This is a genomic window from Larkinella soli, from assembly GCF_003703975.1.
Classification (GTDB): Bacteria; Bacteroidota; Bacteroidia; order Cytophagales; family Spirosomataceae; genus Larkinella; species Larkinella soli.
On the sequence record NZ_QTJY01000003.1, the window covers coordinates 263,368 to 283,717 of the forward strand.

At 58.6% G+C, this 20,350-nt stretch carries 19 protein-coding genes; all 19 read left to right on the top strand.

All coding sequences use genetic code 11. From position 1 onward, the window contains the following. The first annotated feature begins 62 nt into the window (after positions 1-62). The 19 genes from DX909_RS10905 to DX909_RS10995 all read left to right on the top strand — a co-directional run bounded on the left by DX909_RS10905 (position 63) and on the right by DX909_RS10995 (position 20,269). Positions 63-1,328: an ABC transporter ATP-binding protein gene (locus tag DX909_RS10905; protein WP_128545207.1), complete on the top strand. Its 1,266-nt coding sequence runs from the start codon at positions 63-65 to the stop codon at positions 1,326-1,328. After that, entirely contained in the window at positions 1,321-2,394 is a 1,074-nt protein-coding gene (locus DX909_RS10910) for a DegT/DnrJ/EryC1/StrS family aminotransferase (RefSeq protein ID WP_128545208.1), read from the top strand. Before DX909_RS10905 ends, DX909_RS10910 begins: the two co-directional genes overlap by 8 nt. Further along, complete coding sequence (locus DX909_RS10915) at positions 2,391-4,445, top strand: ArnT family glycosyltransferase (protein ID WP_128545209.1); 2,055 nt, start codon at positions 2,391-2,393, stop codon at positions 4,443-4,445. The genes DX909_RS10910 and DX909_RS10915 overlap by 4 nt, the downstream gene beginning before the upstream one ends. 26 nt (positions 4,446-4,471) lie before the next feature. Continuing rightward, entirely contained in the window at positions 4,472-5,176 is a 705-nt protein-coding gene (locus tag DX909_RS10920; RefSeq protein WP_128545210.1) for a WbqC family protein, read from the top strand. 103 nt (positions 5,177-5,279) lie between these two features. Further along, entirely contained in the window at positions 5,280-5,933 is a 654-nt protein-coding gene (locus DX909_RS10925; protein WP_128545211.1) for an acetyltransferase, read from the top strand. A gap of 32 nt (positions 5,934-5,965) precedes the next feature. After that, positions 5,966-7,177 (top strand): glycosyltransferase family 4 protein, encoded by a 1,212-nt coding sequence (locus DX909_RS10930; protein ID WP_128545212.1) that lies wholly within the window; start codon positions 5,966-5,968, stop codon positions 7,175-7,177. 16 nt (positions 7,178-7,193) lie between these two features. Further along, entirely contained in the window at positions 7,194-8,261 is a 1,068-nt protein-coding gene (locus DX909_RS10935) for an acyltransferase family protein (protein WP_128545363.1), read from the top strand. Beyond that, entirely contained in the window at positions 8,258-9,241 is a 984-nt protein-coding gene (locus DX909_RS10940; protein WP_128545213.1) for a glycosyl transferase, read from the top strand. The genes DX909_RS10935 and DX909_RS10940 overlap by 4 nt, the downstream gene beginning before the upstream one ends. A 33-nt stretch (positions 9,242-9,274) precedes the next feature. Further along, positions 9,275-10,108 carry a DUF5672 family protein gene (locus DX909_RS10945; RefSeq protein WP_128545214.1) on the top strand — a complete coding sequence of 278 codons (834 nt, stop codon included), beginning with the start codon at positions 9,275-9,277 and terminating at the stop codon, positions 10,106-10,108. After that, positions 10,092-11,120, top strand: a complete 1,029-nt coding sequence (locus tag DX909_RS10950; protein ID WP_128545215.1) for a glycosyltransferase family 2 protein — start codon at positions 10,092-10,094, stop codon at positions 11,118-11,120. The genes DX909_RS10945 and DX909_RS10950 overlap by 17 nt, the downstream gene beginning before the upstream one ends. A 9-nt stretch (positions 11,121-11,129) precedes the next feature. Beyond that, a complete protein-coding gene (locus DX909_RS10955; RefSeq protein WP_128545216.1) occupies positions 11,130-12,101 on the top strand; it encodes a hypothetical protein in 972 nt (323 codons plus the stop codon). Between the two features lie 134 nt (positions 12,102-12,235). Further along, complete coding sequence (locus DX909_RS10960; RefSeq protein WP_229311013.1) at positions 12,236-13,381, top strand: glycosyltransferase family 4 protein; 1,146 nt, start codon at positions 12,236-12,238, stop codon at positions 13,379-13,381. A gap of 17 nt (positions 13,382-13,398) precedes the next feature. Continuing rightward, positions 13,399-14,289 (top strand): glycosyltransferase family 2 protein, encoded by an 891-nt coding sequence (locus DX909_RS10965; RefSeq protein WP_128545217.1) that lies wholly within the window; start codon positions 13,399-13,401, stop codon positions 14,287-14,289. 5 nt (positions 14,290-14,294) lie between these two features. Then, the gene (locus tag DX909_RS10970; RefSeq protein WP_128545218.1) at positions 14,295-15,647 is read left to right on the top strand and encodes a hypothetical protein; all 1,353 of its coding nucleotides are present in this window, start codon (positions 14,295-14,297) and stop codon (positions 15,645-15,647) included. 59 nt (positions 15,648-15,706) lie between these two features. Then, entirely contained in the window at positions 15,707-16,867 is a 1,161-nt protein-coding gene (locus DX909_RS10975; protein ID WP_128545219.1) for a glycosyltransferase family 4 protein, read from the top strand. Between the two features lie 16 nt (positions 16,868-16,883). Next, entirely contained in the window at positions 16,884-18,062 is a 1,179-nt protein-coding gene (locus DX909_RS10980; RefSeq protein WP_128545220.1) for a glycosyltransferase, read from the top strand. Beyond that, entirely contained in the window at positions 18,059-19,003 is a 945-nt protein-coding gene (locus tag DX909_RS10985; protein WP_128545221.1) for a glycosyltransferase family 2 protein, read from the top strand. The genes DX909_RS10980 and DX909_RS10985 overlap by 4 nt, the downstream gene beginning before the upstream one ends. After that, positions 18,942-19,520 carry a WcaF family extracellular polysaccharide biosynthesis acetyltransferase gene (locus DX909_RS10990; RefSeq protein ID WP_128545222.1) on the top strand — a complete coding sequence of 193 codons (579 nt, stop codon included), beginning with the start codon at positions 18,942-18,944 and terminating at the stop codon, positions 19,518-19,520. Before DX909_RS10985 ends, DX909_RS10990 begins: the two co-directional genes overlap by 62 nt. Continuing rightward, entirely contained in the window at positions 19,517-20,269 is a 753-nt protein-coding gene (locus DX909_RS10995; protein ID WP_128545223.1) for a glycosyltransferase family 2 protein, read from the top strand. Before DX909_RS10990 ends, DX909_RS10995 begins: the two co-directional genes overlap by 4 nt. The last annotated feature ends 81 nt before the right edge of the window (positions 20,270-20,350 follow it).

The following is a 20,350-nucleotide window of genomic DNA, read 5'->3' on the forward strand; positions in this document are numbered from 1 at the left end:
ATTGCCGTCGGGGGACCATGCGGCAGCGTGTGGTATCCCACCGGTTTGCGACAAAAAGACATATGGCAGTAATCACGGTAGAAGATATCAGCAAACGATATATTATTGACCACAAGAAAGGAAAGGGCAGTAATAGCATTAAGGACGCGGTGGTGGAGCAGTTCCGGAAACTGTTCAACGGGAAAAACAGTTCCGACGCCGAGCGTATCGAACATGAGGAGTTCTGGGCGCTGCGTGACGTCAGCTTCGCCGTCGAACAGGGCGATCGCATCGGGATCGTCGGCCATAACGGCGCCGGCAAATCCACCCTTCTGAAGATTCTCAGCAAGATTACCGAACCCTCCAGCGGCCGCATCCACATCCGGGGCCGCATCGCCAGCCTCCTGGAGGTGGGTACCGGTTTCCATCCCGAACTGACCGGCCGCGAAAACATCTTCCTGAACGGGTCGATCCTGGGCATGAGCCGGGAAGAAATCCGCAGGCATTTCGACGAGATCGTCGACTTCGGCGGCATCGAGAAGTTCCTCGACACGCCCGTCAAGCGGTATTCGTCCGGGATGTATGTCCGGCTCGGTTTTGCCATTGCCGCCCACCTCGACCCCGAGATCATGATCATCGACGAGGTACTCGCCGTGGGTGACGCCGAATTCCAGAAGAAATGTCTCGGTAAAATGCGGGACGTTTCGGCCAGCGGAAGAACCATCCTCTTCGTGAGCCACAACATGACCGCCGTGCAGGCTCTCTGCAACAAGACGCTTTACTTCGAGCGCGGACAGCTCATCGAGCAGGGCGAAACCAACCAGGTAATTTCCTCCTACCTCAGCAAGGTGTCTAAAACCCGGCTCGCCCGGCACTGGGCTACCCCCGAGGAGGCCCCCGGCAACGACCTGGTTCGGATCAAACGCATCGAGCTGATCCCCGAATACCGCGACAATCAGAACTTCATCGACGTCCGGACGCCGTTCCGGGTGCGGTTCGAGTTCTGGAATATGATGGACAAGGCCAATCTCAACCTGAGCCTCCATCTCAATTCCATGACCGGCGAGTGCATCTTCAACGTCGGTACGCAGTCGCAGCCGTTTGCGAAGGGTGTGATCTCGGGTGAGTGCCTGATTCCCGGGCATTTCCTGAACGACGGCACCTATAATGTCTCGGTGATGATCGTAAAAGATACCGTGACGCCCCTGTACAATATGGAAGAAGGGCTTATCTTTGACGTGGCCGACTACCGCGAAGGGGTGGCCTGGTACGGCAAATGGCCCGGTTATGTACGGCCGCAACTTGAGTTCCATACTGAAATGATGGAGGAGAACATTCTGAATGATTAACGTTACCAAATCCTACCTGCCGCAACTCGACGAATACGTTCACTACCTCGAAGGAATCTGGGAACGCGTCCATCTGACCAACAACGGACCGCTGGTCCGTGAGCTGGAAAAACAAATCAAATCTTACCTCGGCGTCGACCATCTGCTGTTCTGCAGCAACGGCACTATCGTGCTGCAGATGGCCATCAAGGCGCTGGGGCTCACCAAGGAGATCATTACCACGCCGTTTTCTTACTGCGCCAGTTCGCACGCGATCCTGTGGGAAAACTGCACCCCCGTTTTCGCCGACGTCCGGCCGGACGATTTCACCATCGACCCGGAGCAGATCGAACGCCTGATCACCCCCAATACGGAAGCCATCCTGGCGACCCACGTCTACGGCAACCCCTGCCAGATAGAAGCCATCGACGCGCTGGCCCGGAAACATGGCCTGAAGGTGATTTACGACGGCGCCCATGCATTCGGCGCCCGCTACAAGGGGCAGTCGGTCCTCAGCTACGGCGACATCAGCACCTGTAGTTTCCACGCCACCAAGGTTTTTCATACCGTCGAGGGCGGCCTCATCGTCTGCAACGACCCGAAGCTGTACGAAAAACTGGGCCTTTTCCGGAGCTTCGGCCACCGGTTCGACGACTATTTCGACGTAGGGATCAACGCCAAAAACTCCGAACTGCATGCCGCCATGGGGCTGTGCAACCTGCCCCGGGTGCCGGACCTGATCGAAGCCCGGCGCCAGCGGTTCGGCCTCTACGACGCCCAGCTTGACTTCTCCAGCCTGAGCCGCCCGGTGATTCAGCCGGAGGTGGAATACAACTACGCCTATTACCCGATCGTCTTCCCGACCGAAGCCAAACTCCTGGAAGTCAAAGCCGCCCTGGAAGCGGTCCAGATATTTCCGAGACGGTATTTCTATCCATCCCTGAACACCCTGCCGTTCCTGAAAGAACGGCAATCCTGCCCGGTTTCGGAGGACATCGCCCTGCGGGCGCTCTGTCTGCCGATGTACCCGGACCTGGAAATCGAGGTGATCGATCAGGTTTGTGAAATCGTCAACAAGGTGTCATGACGGTCTTTTATCTGCTTATTTTCGTCGGGTTTGTCGGATACATCGGCAACACGGCCGCCGGCATCAGCCGAAAGTCGCTGACGGAATGGCTGCTGGTATCGTTCATTCTGTTTACCGGCAGCGTCATCTTCGCCGGCTTCTGTCTGTCCGCCCTGTACCTGACGGCGAATGTCTGGGCCTGGGTGGCGGCCGTTTTTCTTACCGCTACCGCCTTACGGTTTCTGTTCGGACGGCTGGTCCGGCAGGAACGCTGGCCGGTGTTCGGGATGCTCCGCGAACGGAAGGAAACCTTCGTCGACTGGTTCGGCTACCTCCCGCCCTATTTCAAGCTGCTGTTTACGGTCCTGCTGACGACCCTCGGCGTGGTGGCCTTCACCAACCTGCTGCTGGTGCTGTTTACGGTCCCGAACGAATGGGACAGCATGACGGGCCACCTCAACCGGGTCATGCAGTACATGCAGCGGGGCAGCATGCGGCATTTCGGCGGTACGAACTGGAACATGGACACCTACCCCAAGAGCGTCTGCACGATCCAGATCTTCTCGTTTCTGATGACCGGCCGGTTCGAAAATGCCTTCAAGCTGATTCACCACCTGTCGTTCTGGATGGGAATCGTTGCCGTGTTCGGCATTACGCACCGCATCGGCCGGAACCTGACGGCCAGCCTGTTCTCGGCCCTGTGCTTCGCCCTGCTGCCCGATTTTCTGATGCAGTCCATCACGACCGAAACGGACATCGTCCTGACGGCCTACCTCGGCTGCGTCCTGTACTTCCTGTTTGCCTACCGGGTCAGCGAGGACGCCGAAACCGGGGAACCGCGCGACGTTCGTTACCTGTACCTGACCGGGATGGCCTTCGGAATTGCCTACGGCCATAAGATTACCTTTACGCTGCTGCTGCCTTCCGTTTTCGTCGTGATGGTATACACGGTTTTCCGGTCGCCGGGGCTGCCGGTCCTGTTCAGCCGGCTGAAGTATCTGGCGCCGGCCATCGTCGTCGCCATGTGCCTCTGGACCTTCCCGACCGGCTACCTGAAGAACATCGAAGTGTTCGGTCATCCGATCGGTCCGCCGACGGCCCTGCGGCACCAGTCCGTCGAACGGGCCGGCACCCTGCGGAACCTGCTCGAACAGGGCACCCGGAACGTCATCCGCTACGGCTATGATCACATCAATCTCGACGGCCTCCGCAACACCCAGTGGGGCCTGAACATGAACATCACCATGCGGAAGCCGCTGGTGAAGCTCGAAGAGGTGACCCGGCTGCGGCTGGATGAGGAAACCGACTTCAGCATCGTGCCGTTCGAGTTCAGCCGCCGATTCGAGTTTTACAACGCCAACCCCTACTGGGGCGTCATCGGTTTTGCGCTGATTCTGCCGCTGGTCTTTCTGAGTCTGATCGGGGTCATGCGGTCGCAGGCGCATTTTTTCCTGGCCGTCGCCTTCGCCCTGCACTTTGCGGCCCTCTCCTACTCCGCCCCCTACGATCCGTTCAAGGGGCGGTATTTCATCGAAACCGGCCTGATCGGGTCGCTGTTTCTGCCGCTGCTGTTTACCAACCGGACCCTTAGCCTGCTGGAACCGCGCCGGCGGCTCATGAAGCTGTATGTTGGCATCGTGGTGGCCCTCGGCTGCCTGTCGGCGGTGTTTACGGTCTTTCTGAATGAACGCTGTCTGCCTCTGCCTGCCTACGGACGGCCTTCGGCCTTCAATACCGAACGGATGTATTTCCAGATGATGTTCCGGCCCGACAGCTACGTGCCCTACAAACGGTTCGACACGATTGTGCCGGAAAATGCCACGGTGGCCCTCGGAACGATCAACGACGACTTCGAGTACCCGCTGTACGGCAAACATCTTTCCCGCCGGCTCATCCCGATCAACCCCTTCGAGAAAGGCGTCCAGCCGATTCCCAAAGAGGCCGACTACCTGTTCTTCTCCAAAAATGTGATCAAACCCATACCGGGTGATATTCGTCTGGGCACCGACACCACCATGAAGCACCTCATCGTGCCGGGGGAAGACTATTACCTGCGCAAACTGAAACAATAGACGGTTTTCGAACCTCCCCTACCGACATGACCATTGCCATCATGCAGCCGTATTTTCTGCCGTATATCGGTTACCTGCAACTGATGAATGCCGTCGATAAATTCATTTTCTACGACGATGTGGCCTACATCAACCGGGGATGGGTGAATCGCAACCGCATTCTGGTCAACGGGAAAGACCACCTGTTTACGGTGCCGCTCCGCGACGCCAGTCAGAACAAACGCATCCGGGACATCGACCTCGGCGACGACCCGAAATGGCGGCCGAAGCTGCTCCAGACCCTTGCTCAGTCGTACCGGAAAGCGCCATTTTATAATACGGTTTACCCGTTGCTGGAAAAAGTCGTAAACTTGGAGGCCCGGACGATCGCCGATCTGGTGCGGGAGAGCTTTTCCGTCCTGAACGACTATCTCGGCATCCGGACGGAAATCGTGCCGTCGTCGGTGATTTACCAAAACGAGGCCCTGAAAGGCCAGGAACGGATTCTGGACATCTGCCGTCAGGAAAAAGCCGACCGGTATATCAACCCCATCGGCGGCATGGAAATCTATGACCGGCAGCGCTTTACCGACGAGGGCATCGAACTGTTCTTCATCCGCTCCCGGCGGGTCGAATATCCGCAGTTCAGCAACGAATTCATCCCCTGGCTCTCGATCGCCGACATCCTGATGTTCAACGAGGTCGATGCGGTCCGGAAGATGCTGGAAGAATACGATTTAATTGTTGAATAAATGAATGATTGAATGATTGAGTAAGCTCCGCCATTTACAGCACTGCGAAGCCAATTCAATCATTCAATCATTCAATCATTCAACAATTCCAAAACTTAACCATATGGCGCGCGTAGTACTTTTTGGTGTCATGGACACGGCCGAACTGGCCCATTTTTACCTGACGCACGATTCGGAGCACGAGGTGGTGGCGTTTACCGTCAACCGGGAGTTCCTGAAGGACACCGAGTTCCGGGGGCTTCCGCTGGTGGCTTTCGAGGAGGTCGAAACCATTTACCCCCCGCAGGAATTCAAATTCTTCGCGCCGATGACCGCCCGGGGCATGAACCGGAACCGGGAGCGGATTTACCGGGAGGCCAAAGCCAAAGGGTACGAACTCATCTCCTACGTCAGCTCGAAGGCCACCCTGTTCGGCAATCCGATCGGTGAGAACTGTTTCATCCTGGAAGACAACACGATCCAGCCGTTTACCACCATCGGCAACAACGTCGTGCTCTGGAGCGGAAACCACATCGGCCACCACGGGCAGATCAAAGACCATGTGTTCTTTACCTCGCACGTGGTCATGTCCGGGCACTGCGTGATCGAGTCCTACTGCTTCTTCGGAGTCAACAGCACCATCCGGGACTACATGACGATCGCCGAAGGCACGTTCGTCGCCATGGCGGCCTCCATCACCAAGCCGACCGAGCCGTGGGGGGTCTATATGGGCAACCCGGCCGAAAAGAAATCCATGCCGAGCCATAAAATCTATTAGCAGGCCCGGTTTTGCCTTTTGGAGAAAACGCTTTGAAGAAAATACTGTTCATCGGCCATGACGCCAACCGCGCCGGAGCCCAGCTCGTGCTCCTGCAGATGCTCCGGATGCTCCGGCAACGCGGGGTTCCGACGCATCTGCTCCTGTGTGGCGACGGGCCGCTGGAACCGGAATACCGGCAACTGACCGGCGTCACCAAACTCCCCCAGCCCGTCACGCGGCTGTTCGGCTGGCGCATCGATAAGGTGCTGTACCTGCTCCGGATCGGCCAGTGGCTCCACCGCCGGGAGGAGGAAAAGCGCCGGAAGGCGTTCGAAGAAGAAATAAAATCCGTCGGGGCGGACCTCGTCCTGATCAATACCGTTACCTGCTCGAAGGGCTACCGGGACATTGCGCCGTGGGTAAGCGGGCTGCCGGCGGTCCTGTTCGCGCACGAGCTGGAAATGGCCGTCCGGATGTACACCCAGCCCGATAACCTGCGGTTTACCCTCGACCGGAGCCGGCATCTGATCGCCGTTTCCAAAGCCGTGGCCCGGTATTATAGTGAAGCCTACGGGTTCGATCCGGGCCGGATCAGCACCTTTCAGCTGATCGACATTCCCAACCTGCTGGCGAAGATCGAACAGGCCCGCGCCCTGCCCGACGTACTGGCGCAGCACGGCGTTCCGGCCGACGCCGTCGTAATCGGCGGCTGCGGCAATGCGGAATGGCGGAAGGGCAACGACCTCTTCAACGTCATTGCCGAACAGGTCATCAGCCGTTACCCCGACCGGCCCGTCTATTTCGTCTGGGTGGGTATGCCCCGCAGCCCGCTGTACGAAGATCTCCACCTGGATTTACGCAAAGCCGGGCTGACCGCGCAGGTGCTGCTGATCGAGCCGACGCCCGAGGTGTTCCGCTACACGTCCCGATTTGATATATTTGCACTTTGTTCGCGTGAAGACCCTTACCCACTGGTGGCGTTGGAAGCGGCTCTGAGCGAGACCCCCGTCGTGTGTTTTGAAAAAGCGGGCGGTGCGCCGGAGCTGGTGGAGGAAGACGGCGGTTTTGTGGTTCCCTATCTCGATACGGTGGCCATGGCCGACAGCATCGGAAAGCTGATCGACGATGAAACCCTGCGCCGGACCATGGGCCGGCAACTCCGCCGGAAGGTGCTCGAACGCCATTCTTCCGAACAGAGTATGGACCAGTTTCTGTCGATCGTGGATCAGCAGACCACCACAGCAAGCCGATATGCGACTTAGCCGATTGCCCGGACATATGCCCCAGCTCGATGCGTTGCGCGCCTTCGCCGTATCGTTCGTGCTGATTTTTCACTGGTTCCCGCAGACGTCCCTGCTCAACATCCTGCCCAACGGCTCCATCGGCGTCACGCTGTTCTTCGTCCTGAGCGGCTTTCTGATTACCCAGATCCTGATAAAAAACCGCAACGAGGTGCTTCTGGGCCACAGCAGCCTGTCGGAGGTCTACAAAAACTTCATCATCCGCCGGGCCCTGCGGATCTTTCCGATCTACTACCTGTTTCTGCTCTTTATTTATTTCTTTTTACCCCAGACCTCGGACCTCAGCCGGTATCCGGCGTATTACTTTCTCTACGCCTATAACCTTCTGCTCCATCAGACCGGCAACTGGGCCGACATGCTCTCCCCTTTCTGGACGCTCTCGGCCGAAGAACAGTTTTACCTCGTCTGGCCGACGGTGGTGCTGATGACCCCCCGGCCGATGCTCCGAAACGTCATCATCGTGACCATCCTTCTGGGCGTAACTTCCCGGGTGCTGTGGGCGCTGAACGGCAATTTTCACGGCGTGCTGACCCCCACCTGCCTCGATGCCTTCGGTATCGGCGCTCTCTGGAGCCATACGGTGGTCGAGCAGCCCGAAACCATGCCGTTGTTCCGGAAACGGCTGCTCTGGGCCACCCTGCTCGCCTTCGTTGCGTTCCTCTATCTGGTCAGCCTGCCCTACACCAGCTTTTTCAAGGTATTTCAGCGGACCCTCCTGTCGGTGCTGTCGCTGTATTTCGTGGTCCATGCCTCTTTCGGCTTCAAAGGGCCGGCAGGGCGGTTCATGACCCACCCGGCGCTGGTCTACATGGGCCGGATCAGCTACGGCATCTACGTCTACCACATGGTGGTTTCGAGCCATCTGACCCCCCCGGTATTGAGCTTTCTGAGTCGTTTCTCGCCGGTTTCGCTCGACTCGCCCGGCATCCACCGCCTGATCAGCTTCGTGCTTCTCCTGCTCATCGCCACCCTGTCGTGGTACCTCATCGAGAAGCCGTTCAACGATCTGAAACGGTATTTTTCCTATTCCAAATCAGCCGCATGACCTTAGCCTTCACCATTTGTTCGATCAATTACCTGGCCCAGGCCCGCACGCTGGGCGACTCCCTGCGGCAAACCAACCCGGACTGGAAGTATGTGATCGGGCTGGTCGATAAGCTGGACGCGGCCGCCCTGCCGCCCGAACTGATTCCGGCCTACCCGATGCTGGAAGTGGACCGGATCGAGATCGAAGATTTTGCCGGCATGTGCGACCGGTACGACATCACGGAGCTGAACACGGCCGTCAAGCCCTTTTACATCGACTATTTCTTCCGGAACGAACCCGAGGCCGCCGAGGTCATCTATTTTGACCCGGATATCATTGTCTACCAGCCTCTTACCCGGCTAAAAAATCATCTGGGCGAGTATAACCTGGTGCTTACGCCCCATATCTGCCGCCCCATCGACGACGGCCTGATCCCGAATGAACTGAACCACCTGAACACCGGGACCTATAACCTGGGGTTCATCGGCCTGCGGAAGTCCGAAGAATCGAACCGGTTCGTGCAGTGGTGGAAAAAACGGCTCGTTCACGAATGCCGCATCGACCTTTGCAACGGCCTTTTCGTGGACCAGCACTGGGTCAATTTCGCACCGATTTATTACGACCGGGTCTGGATCGAGAAGCATCCCGGCTACAACGCGGCCTACTGGAACCTGCACGAGCGCACGTTTTCGGAAAAGGACGGCCGCTGGGTGGTCAACGACTCGTATGACCTTCAGTTCTTTCATTACAGCGGCTATGGTGTCCACAAGCCGGAGGAGGTGTCGAAATACCAGAACCGCTACACGTTTCCCGACCGCCCGGACATCGTGCCTCTCTTCCGGCTCTATCACCAGCGACTGATCGACAACCTGAACGAGACGTATCGCCGGTATCCGTGCTATTACATCAAACCGCCGAAGGTGCTGTATTACCAGAGCGTCCGGAAAGCGCTGAAATCTCCACTCAATAAACTAATTTCGGCCTTTGAAAACCGGTAACCCCTCCCTCCGTCGTCCCATCGGTTTGAATCAATGAGCAAGTTGAATGAAAAACGGCAGCTGGCCTGCGTCGCCATACCGGTCTACCAGAAGTCGCTGTCGGCCTATGAACAGATTTCTTTCGACCAGTGCCTGAAAGTGCTGGGCCATTACCCCATCCTTCTGATCAAACCGCGTTCGCTGGATGTCTCCTACCTGACCACCCCGCACCCCCGGCTTCAGGTCCGGGAGTTCGACGATGCCTATTTCAGGAACGTGCAGACCTATAACCGGCTGATGCTGTCGGAGGAGTTTTACCGGGCCTTTCCGGAATTCGAGTATATGCTCATCTATCAGCTCGACGCCTTCGTGTTCCGGGATGAACTGACGGAATGGTGCCGGCGCGGTTACGAATACGTCGGGGCCCCCTGGCTCCGCGACCGCGATTTCACCGGCTGGCGCGACGAAGCGGTTTTTAACCTCAAGAAACGGATTGCCCTCTGGCTGGACCTGAAAAAGGACGACGGCGTGACGCCCCGGGAGATCACCTCCCTGAACGGGGTGGGCAACGGCGGCTTTTCGCTCCGCAGGATTCCGTCCCTGCTTCACTGGATTCGGTTTTTTCAGCGGAAAATCGCCAATTACGAGAAAATCCACGCCCACCAGTACAACGAAGACGTTTTCTGGGGTATCGAGGTCAACCGGTATCTGCCCCTGCTGAAGGTGCCCGACTTCCGGACGGCCATGCGGTTTTCGGTGGAATTTTACCCCGAACGGGCCATCCAGACCTACAACCAGGGCCGGCTGCCGTTCGGCTGCCACGCCTGGAACATCCACGGAACCGACTACTGGCGACCTATCTTTGCAGCGTATGGCTACACCATCTGAACCGAACCGCCCGACCGTTTCCGTCGCCCTCTGCACCTATTTCGGGGAAACCTACCTCGAAACCCAGCTGAAGAGCATCCTCGACCAGACCCGCCGGCCCGACGAATTGGTGGTCTGCGACGACCTTTCCACCGACCGGACGCTGGAGATTCTGGAACGATTTGCCGCCGAAGCCCCTTTCGGGGTCCGCATTATCCGGAACCCGGAACGGCTTGGTTACAACAAGAATTTTGAAAAGGCCCTGTCGCTCTGCACCGGCGACATCCTGTTCATCTGTGACCAGGACGACTTCTGGATTCCCGAAAAAATTCAAAGCCTGACCGATTACCTCGTCCGGCATCCCGAAACCGATCTGGTGTTCAGCAACGCCCGGATCGCCGACGAACACCTGAACGATACCGGCAAATTTTTCTGGGATACCGTCCGGTTCACCGAACCCATCCGGGCAAAGTGGCGGAAGGGAGAAGCCATGGAAGTGCTGCTCGACGGCAACCGCGTGATGGGCTGCGCGTCGGCCCTGCGCCGGGCCATCGTGCCGCAGATCCTGCCGATTCCGGAACTGCCGAACTACATCTACGACGGCTGGCTGGGGCTGGTCGGGGCGGCCGGCGGACGGATCGGCTTTTACGAAAAACCGCTGGTGCTGTATCGAACCCACGAAAAGCAGCAGGTCGGCACCCGCCCGCCCGAAGCCGGGCCGCCCGTCGGGCTGAAGAAACGGCTCTCGCGGCCCCGCAGCGAGAAGCTCGAACCGCTTGTAAAAAAACGCGAGGAGGTGCGGAAGCTGTACGATCTTCTCCGGCAGCGCTTCCCGGATTCGACGCCCGGCATGGAGCAGATGGAGCGCCGGCTGGCCCACTACACCCGCCGAAGTACGCTCCCGGCAGGCCGCCTGAGCCGCATCGGGCCGGTCCTGAAGGAGTGGTTCGCCGGCAATTACCAACGCTACGTCGACCAGGAGGCCAACCGGTATGCACCGTTTCTGGCGGCTTTCGGCGATTTACTGGAATAAGCACTCGACATGATCCTGTTTCACACCGTCTGTACGATCCGTCAACTCCCGCAGGCCCTGACGCTGGGGGAAAGCTTGCAGCAACATCATCCCGGTGAGCCGTTCACCATCGGGCTGGCCGACGACCCGAGCCACCTGCCCGCCGGCTTCCGGTGTCCTTACCCGTTGATTCATCCGGAAATCCTGAACCTCACCGACCTGAACCGGCTTTCGGCGCAGTATACCCCGGCGGAGTTCTCGGCCGCCGTCAAACCCCTGTTTATCAGGAATCAGTGGCAAAAGGGTCCGGAGGCCGAACGGCTGGTGTATCTGGACCCCTCGGTCCTGCTTTACCGACCGCTGGATGACCTCTCCGGGCGGTACGGCGGGGCCTCCCTCCTGCTGACGCCCCACCTGCTTGAACCGCCCGTCGACCGGTTTTATCCCGACGAGAAATATTTCCAGAACATCGGCCTGTACAGCTCCGGTTTTCTGGCCCTGCGCCGGACGGCAGAGGCCGGCCGTTTCCTCGACTGGTGGAGTGAAAGGGTTCCCGAACGGGCGTTCATCCGATTCTGCGACGCGCTCTGTACCGACCAGATCTGGCTGGCGCTGGTGCCGGGCCTGTTCGACGGGGTGGAAATCGTGAAGGACCGAAGCTGGCACGTCGGCCTGTGGAACCTGCACGAACGGTTTCAGGGGGCCGGCTTCTCGCCCGCTTTTTTCAATTTCAAGGGCATCGTGGATCAGGAGGGCTACCTCCAGGCCCAGAACCGCAGCCGACCGGGGCGGCACCCGGTGGTCCGGACGCTGCTGGAGGCTTACCGGAACCGGATCCGGCCCTTCGACCGGACGGGAGAGGTGGTTTTGAGCGGAATCGAGCCGGCTTACGGACGGCAGCCGTTCGTTCCTCCCCTCGTCGGATGGCGCAGAAATGTGGTCGAAAGCCTCCGGGAAACCGTGCGTTTTATCGAGACCGTGGACGTACCCAGGAAGGTTTGAAGCATGATCTTTCCCCACAAGCCGCAGAATTCGGAACCATTCATTAAGAAATCCAACAAATCACCGTTGAAGACAAGACTTTTCGCTATATTTACCCGGTTTTATTCAAAAAATACAATCGCTTCGGCTAACGAATGCTGTTAAAGGAAACCCGGCCGGATACCATCATCGGCGAAATCAAGGTTCTGTACGACCATCAATCGTTTTCAGGAATGGCCTACGGGGGGGTGACCCGGTATTTCTACGAGTTGATGCGGGCTTTCGAGCAGCGGGACGACGTTACGTTCGAGCTTTCGCTTCAGCTCTCGAACAACGAGTATCTGGAGAAGGCGTCCTTCCGGCGCCATATCACCTTCAAAAGCTTCGCCCACAGCATGAACGCCAACCGGGTGGCCTCGCTGGTCAACCGGATGTACAGCATTCAGCGTCTGAAGGCGGGGCAGTTCGATATTTTTCATCCGACCTATTACCACAAATATTTTCTTAACCATCTGGGGAGCAAGCCCTTCGTGCTCACTTTTCACGATGCGACCAGCGAACGGTACGGTAAAATCTATCCCGACGTCGGAGCGCATCTGTTCGAGGTGAAGAAGGCCCTCGTTCCCCGCGCGGACCGGATCATCGCCGTCTCGGAGTTTACGAAGGAAGAAATCCTGAATTACTTCGACGTCGACCCGGCCAGGATTACGGTGGTCCACCACGGTACACCGTTCAGCGATCAGCTGCCGAAGGCCGTTCCGGTCAAAACGCCGGGTCCGTTTCTGCTCTACGTCGGCAAACGGCCGCTGTATAAGAATTTCAACGCCTTTTTCCAGGCCATCCGGCCGGTGCTGAAGCGCCACCCGGACCTGCACCTGGTCTGTGCGGGCGGTGGGCCGTTCCATCCCGACGAAAAGGAAATGTTTGAAGCGGCCCGTCTGTCGGATCGGGTTCATTTCAGCCAGGCGAGCGACGGGGCGCTGTGTTACCTGTATTCCAAAGCGCTGGCATTCGTCTATCCTTCGCTCAACGAGGGGTTCGGGCTGCCTATCCTGGAAGCTTACAGCTGCGGCTGTCCGGTGATCCTGAGCGAACGGAGTTCGTTTCCGGAGGTGGCCGGGGAGGCCGCAGTCTATTTCGACCCCGAACAGCCGGAATCCATCGCCCAGGCCGTCGAACAGGTGGTCGGCGACGAAGCGCTCCGGAACGGCCTGCGGGCCAAAGGCACCGAGCGGCTGAAGCGGTTTTCCTGCGGGAAAATGGCGCAGGAAACCCTCGACGTATACCGTAACCTACTGTAATCGTTTGTACTAATTCCATGCCGACCAACCTGGGCTCCCTGCGTGATTTCGTAACGACCGACCGCATCGACCGACGACCGGCCGGGGCCGGAAAGGGAGCGTCCTCCTGGCCGAAGCTGTCGGTGGTGACTCCCTCCTACAACCAGGCCGACTACTTGGAACGGACCATCCTGAGTGTCCTGAACCAGAATTATCCGAATCTCGAATATTTCATCATGGACGGTGGTTCGACCGACGGCAGCGTCGAGATCATCCGGAAGTATGAACGGTATCTGGCCGGGTGGGTCAGCGAGAAGGACAAGGGGCAGGTAGACGCCATCAACAAAGGCTTTCGCCGGGCGACGGGCGACCTCGTCGGTTTCCAGAACTCCGACGACACCTTTGCCCCGGGCGCCTTTCAGGCCGTGGCCGAGGCCGTGCGGAAACATCCGGACGACGACGTTTTTTACGGTCACATGTACATCATCGACGAAGCGGACGTTATTACCGAAAATATGCGCGTGCTGCCTTTCTGTGCTGAATGCCAGTTGTTTGAAGGGATGCAGATTTTCAACCAGGCGTTTTTCTTCAAACGGTCCATGCTCGACCGCTTCGGCTATTTCGATGAGCAGTACCGGTTTGCGTTCGATTATGAGATTGCGACGCGCTACGGCCTTCAGCCCGGAATCCGCTGCCGGCTGGTCGAGGACTTCTGGGGCGCCTTCCGGATTCAGGCCCAGGCCAAATCCTCGACCATCGCGGAAGTCGGCCGGCGGGAGCATCAGGCCATCCAGGACCGGTATCGGCCGCAGCTGAAGTCGTCGATGGGCGAAGGCTTCTGGAAGCGCTATTGCAAAGCCCGGAAACTCAGTCATTTTGTTCTGCGCGGTGAATTTTCCTATATCTGGCATCGCCTTAACCGCACCTAAGTGTTATGTTGTCCCTATCGTCGATACTCGAATTTTTCTCGTGGCGCAGGCTGAACCTGATGCGGTACGTTGTCGGCATGCTGATGGTGATCGACGGCTACCCGCTGGTCTTCTTCTTCAAGGAAACCCTGATGCTGGCGCCGGGCAGCACGGCCTTTACGGCGGCCTTTATGGCCCTGGGCTTCCTGCTGATGGTGCCGTTCCACTTCCTGCGGAAGATTTACCGGCTGAACACCGGCCTGCTGAAACTGGCCCTGATGTTCTTCGCGGTGATCATTTTCTACATGGCCTTTTACCGCGACCGCTGGTTCACGGACACGACCACCGACGCCATTTATTACCTCTACGTGGTGCTGTTCCTGTTCCTGCTGATCAACATTCCCAACGACATCATCGAGGTGTTCATCCCGATCACGGTAGCCTTCACCATCGTCTCCAACATCGCCCTCGTCTACGCCCTGCTGACCGACCCGACCTGGAACATCGGCCAGCGGGCCGCCATCCAGTTCGGGGAGGGCGAGTACCGATCCGGTAACCCGCACGTCTTTGCCCGAAATGCGCTGATGGGCGTGGTGGCCTGCGGCATCTGGGCGTTCGATTCCAAAACCGGCTTTCTGGCCCGACTCATTGCGCTGTTTTCCTGCGTGTTCAGCATCGGGATTCTGGTCATGACCCAGACGCGTTCGAGCGTCGTGGCCCTCATCATCATCATGGGGCTGTTCTGTATGTTCAACCTCCGGCCCCGTCAGGTCAAAGCCGCCGTGCGGGGGCTGTTCCGGCCGGCCTCGCTGGTGCTTTTCTTCATCGCCTTTCTGGGCATTTCCTATTTCATGCGAAGGAACGGGGACCTGATTGCCATCCTGTACGGGTATTTCGTGGCCTTCATCGAGCGGAACATGGAAAACGTCTACGCCCTGCTGGGACTGAAAATCCAGAACCAGGCCGCGGCCTTTGATGCTTCGGCCGGGAACCGGGCGACCAGCTTTATGTACCTTCAGAACATCATCCGGGGGCACCAGCACGTCCTGCTGACGGGGCAGGGCTACAAATCGGCCTACCTCGACGTGCCGATCATGGAGGCCCTGATCAACCACGGCGTTCTCGGGTTCGTCACCTTCTCGGCCTTCTGCTTTTCGGTGCTGTTCTACTCCTTGCGGGCGATGAAGGAAAACTCCGATCAGCTGTCGATTTTCCTGGCCTATTTCTACATCATGCTGTTTGTGCAGTTGTTCACCAACGGCCGCCCGTATGAGATTTCGTTCTGGCATCCTTTCTGCCTGATGATCCGGTTCATGGGCATCAGTCACCAGTTTCCGTCTAACCTGCTCTACCGGCAGCCGGCCCTTTCAACCTCCTGAGTAACAACCCCGAAACCGTTGACATACAGACGGTTTAACCGGGTTGAACTCAAGTTTTTATGAAGATACTGATTGTTCACAATACGCTGTGGGCACACTATAAATCAACCGTGTTCAGCGAACTGGCCCGGCAGGCACCGGATTTCGGCTGTCAGGTTCATGTGCTGCAGATCGCGCGAAGCGAACGGTCACGGGCGGGGCTGGGCAAACCGGAGCGGCTGAACGAAAGCTACAGCCATGAGCTGCTGTTCGACACCAACATCGAGGAGGTCGGTACGCTCGCCAAGACGCGGGCGCTGATCGGCCGGATGCTCGCCTACCGGCCGGACGTCATCAACCTGACCGGCTATTACGACCCGGCACAGCTGGCGCTGCTCCTGCTGGCCCGCGCGAAGGGAATCCGGGTGGTCATCCAGAACGAATCCACGCCCGTCGACCAGGTCCGCAGCCCGCTGAAGGAGTGGATCAAACGGCGGATCATCGGCCTGAGCCACGGGTTCTTCTGCTTCGGCACCCCGCAGGCCGACTACCTGATGCAGCTGGGAGCCCGTCCGGAGCAGATTCTGGTCCGAAAAAATGCCGTGGTGGACAACCGGACTCTGCGGAAGGCTTTCGATCAGGCGGTTCCGGAACGGACGGCCGTTCAGCAAAATCTGAACCTGAAACCCTGTAATTTTATCTATGTGGGCCGTCTGGCCCCCGAGAAAAATCTATCCTTTTTCCTGGAAGCCTTTGCCCGCACCCGGCAGGAAGTCGCTCAGGGCCGGCAATGGGGGCTGCTGCTGCTGGGCGAAGGCCCCGAAAAAACCGCCCTTCAGGCGCAGGCGGAGTCGCTGAACCTGTCGGACGCCGTTCACTTTCTGCCCGGCCTGCCCTGGTACCGTGTGCCGGAGCGGCTGGCCCTGGCCGACGTACTGGTGCTGCCCAGCCGGTCGGAGCCCTGGGGGCTGGTGGTCAACGAAGCAATGGTCTGCGGGATGCCGGTGCTGGTTTCCGACCGCTGCGGCTGCGCTCAGGATCTGGTCCGGGACGGAGTCAACGGCTATACGTTCGATCCGGAACAGCCGGAAGTTCTGAGCCGGTCTCTGGAGCGGATCATGAGCGGGCAAGCCGACCTTCCGGCCATGGGCCGGGCTTCCGGGCAGATCATCGGTTCCTATACGCCCGAAAAGGCCGCGGCCGAAATGCTGGCGGGATTTGTGAAAGTGGTTGGGAGGTAGTTATTTCACTGTCTGTATGCGGATTCTGCACATTTGCGCTTACACCTGGGCTATCGGAGGCCCTGCCCGGATGATCTACGACCATACGCAGTATGCCGTCTCGCAGGGGCATCAGGTCGATATTCTCAGCCCGATGTCGGAAGGCGACGAACTCTACCCGGCCCCGGCCGGAAGCCGCGTCATCGCCTGTCGGCGCAACGAATGGATCAGCCGCTTCTTTCGGGAGGTTTCGCTCGATCTGTACCATTATCTCCGGAAACACGCCGGTGAATACGACATCATCCACTGCCACGGGCTCTGGCATTTTGCCAGCGTCACCCCGTTCCTGCTCGACCACAGGGTTCCGAAAGTGCTGACCATCCACGGCGTACTGGACGCCTGGGCGCGGAAGCAGAGTGCCTGGAAGAAAAACCTCGTCGATGCCCTGATCCAGAAGAAACTGGTCATGCGGGCCGATCTGATTCATATTCTGAACGAAGACGAACGCCAGGACGTAGAGCGGTATCTGGGCCGCCCGCATCCCCGAATTGTACTGATTCCCAACGGTATCCGGGTTCAGGACTTCAGCGGGCTGCCCCCGGGCGGCAAGTTCCGGGAACAACTCGGCCTGCCCGACGACAAAAAATTAGTGCTGTTCATGAGCCGCATCAACAGCAAAAAAGGGCTCGATCTCCTGCTGCCCGCCTTCCGCGACTACTGCGCCCGCCACGACGATGCGGTGCTGGTGCTGGCCGGGTCGGACGATGGCTATCTTGCCCAGACCCAGGCTTTTATCCGGGAGAACGGACTCGACCGGCAAATTCTTCTAGCCGGCATGGTGACGGGGGAAACCAAGCTCAACGCCTTCGCCGACGCCGACGCGTTCGTGCTGCCCTCCTACTCCGAAGGGTTGTCGATGGCCGTTCTGGAAGCGATGGCCGCGGGGGTGCCGACGGTCGTTTCGGACCGGGTCGGGCTGGGGCGGGAAGTGGGCCGGACCCAAGCCGCCTGCCTCACCGACCTCAAGCCGGATGCCGTCCGCGAAGGCATCGAACAGGTGCTGCACGACCCCGCCTATGCCGAAACCCTGAGCCGGAACGCCCGCCGGCTGGTCGAAACCCGGTACGACATCAGCATCGTCTCGGAACGTTTATTGCAGGAGTACGGCAAGCTGGTCGAACGCTCCGCCCAACGTATTGAACCTCTGCGCGCATGAGTACCGTATCGGTCATCATACTGACGAACAACGAAGAAAAACACATTGGCCGGTGCATCGCCAGCCTTCAGGAATTTACCGACCAGATTTTTATCGTGGACAGCTTTTCCACCGACAATACCGTGGAGGTAGCCCGCTCGATGGGCGCGGTGGTGGTCCAGAACCCCTGGGTCAACTACGCCACCCAGTTCAACTACGGCATCCGGCATACGCCCTTCAACTCCGACTGGCTGATGCGGATGGACGCCGACGAATACGTAACGCCCGAACTGGCCGCCGAAATCCGGTCGCGGCTGGCGGGTCTGCCCCAATCCGTCAGTGGGGTGTACGTGAAGCGACGGGTGATGTTCATGAACCGCTGGATCCGGCACGGAGCCTATTACCCGATCTGGCTGCTGCGGCTATGGCGGAACGGACAGGGCATCTGTGAGGAAACCTGGATGGACGAACACATCAAGCTCTCGCAGGGGGAACCGACCCGGTTCGGGCATGACATCGTCGACCATAATCTGAATAATTTAACGTGGTGGACGCAAAAACATAATTTGTATGCGATCCGGGAAGTCATCGATATTTTGAACATTCGCTATAACTTTGACGAGTCGGAACGGGTGGAGCCGAAGTTTTTCGGAACCCAGGAGCAGCGCAAGCGGTATCTGAAAATCCGGTATGCCTCGCTGCCGCTGTTCACCCGGCCGATCCTGTATTTTCTGTACCGTTTCGTGGTCCGGCTGGGTTTTCTGGACGGACGCCAGGGGCTGGTGTGGCACTTCCTGCAGGGCTTGTGGTATCGCTTTCTGGTCGATGCCAAGCTGTATGAGGTGTATCACCGGGCCGGCCGGGACAAACAGGCGATTATTGACTTTTTCCGCACTGAATATGGAAAAGACCTCCAGGCCCGCCGTCCAGGGCAGCACGGACCTGTCGGCGTACAACAATGAGTGGTACAAACCGGGGCCGGGCTGGAAACGCTTCCTGTGGTTCGTCGTCAGCCCGCTGGTGGTGTACAACCACCTGCCGATCCCCAGCCCGGTGCGGGTGGCGGTGCTGAAGCTGTTCGGGGCACGGATCGGGCGGGGCACGGTAATCAAACCGGGGGTCAACATCAAATACCCGTGGTTCCTGCGGGTAGGGCAGTACGTCTGGATCGGCGAGAACGTCTGGATCGACAACCTGACCGAGGTCGTCATCGGGGATCATGCCTGCCTGTCGCAGGGGGCCATGCTCCTGACCGGAAATCACAACTACCGCCGTCGGGCGTTCGACCTGATCGTCAAATCCATTCACCTCGAAAACGGGGTCTGGATCGGCGCGCAGGCCGTCGTCTGCCCGGGCATCACCTGCCACTCCCACGCCATGCTGGCCGTCGGGTCGGTGGCGACGCGGCATCTGGAAGCCTATGGCATTTACCAGGGCAACCCGGCCGTCTGGATAAAAAAACGTGAGATCAAGGAGTGAAAGTAACCATCATAACCGTCGTATTTAACGGAGCCGACACGATCCGGTCCACCATCGACTCGGTGCTGGCCCAGACCTATCGGGATATCGAGTACATCGTCGTGGACGGCCGGTCGACCGACCAAACCGTCGAGATCGTCCGCTCGTATGGGGACCGCATCAACCGCTTCGTCTCCGAAAAGGACCGGGGGCTGTACGACGCCATGAACAAGGGCATGCACATGGCGACCGGCGACATCATCGCCTACCTGAACGCCGACGATTTTTACCGGACCGACCAGGTGGTCGAAAAGGTCGTCGAACGGTTTCGGAAAACCGGCTGCGACGGCGTCTACGGAGACCTGATCTATGTCGACCGCGACCGGACCGACAAGGTCATCCGCCACTGGCAGGTCGGTGAATACCGGGAGGGAACGTTCCTCTGGGGCTGGATGCCCCCCCATCCGACCTGTTTCATCCGTCGCTCGGTGTACGAACGGTACGGCGGCTATTCGCTGGAACTGCGCAGTTCCTCCGACTACGAACTGCTACTGCGGTTCATTCACAAGAACAGGATCAGGCTGGCATATCTGCCGGAGGTCCTGGTGGCGATGCGGGCGGGGGGCGTTTCCAATGCGACCTTCAAAAACCGGCTGCGGGCCAACCAGGAAGACCGACAGGCCTGGAAGATGAACGGTCTCCGGCCCTATTTTTTCACCCTGTGGCTGAAGCCGATCCGTAAACTAAACCAGTTTCTGCCCCAGTTCTAAAGCACCTTTACTTTGTAACCACTCAATAAAATTTGCTTACCAAATGGTGGTTTTTTATTGCAACACAAGCCTAAATAGGTA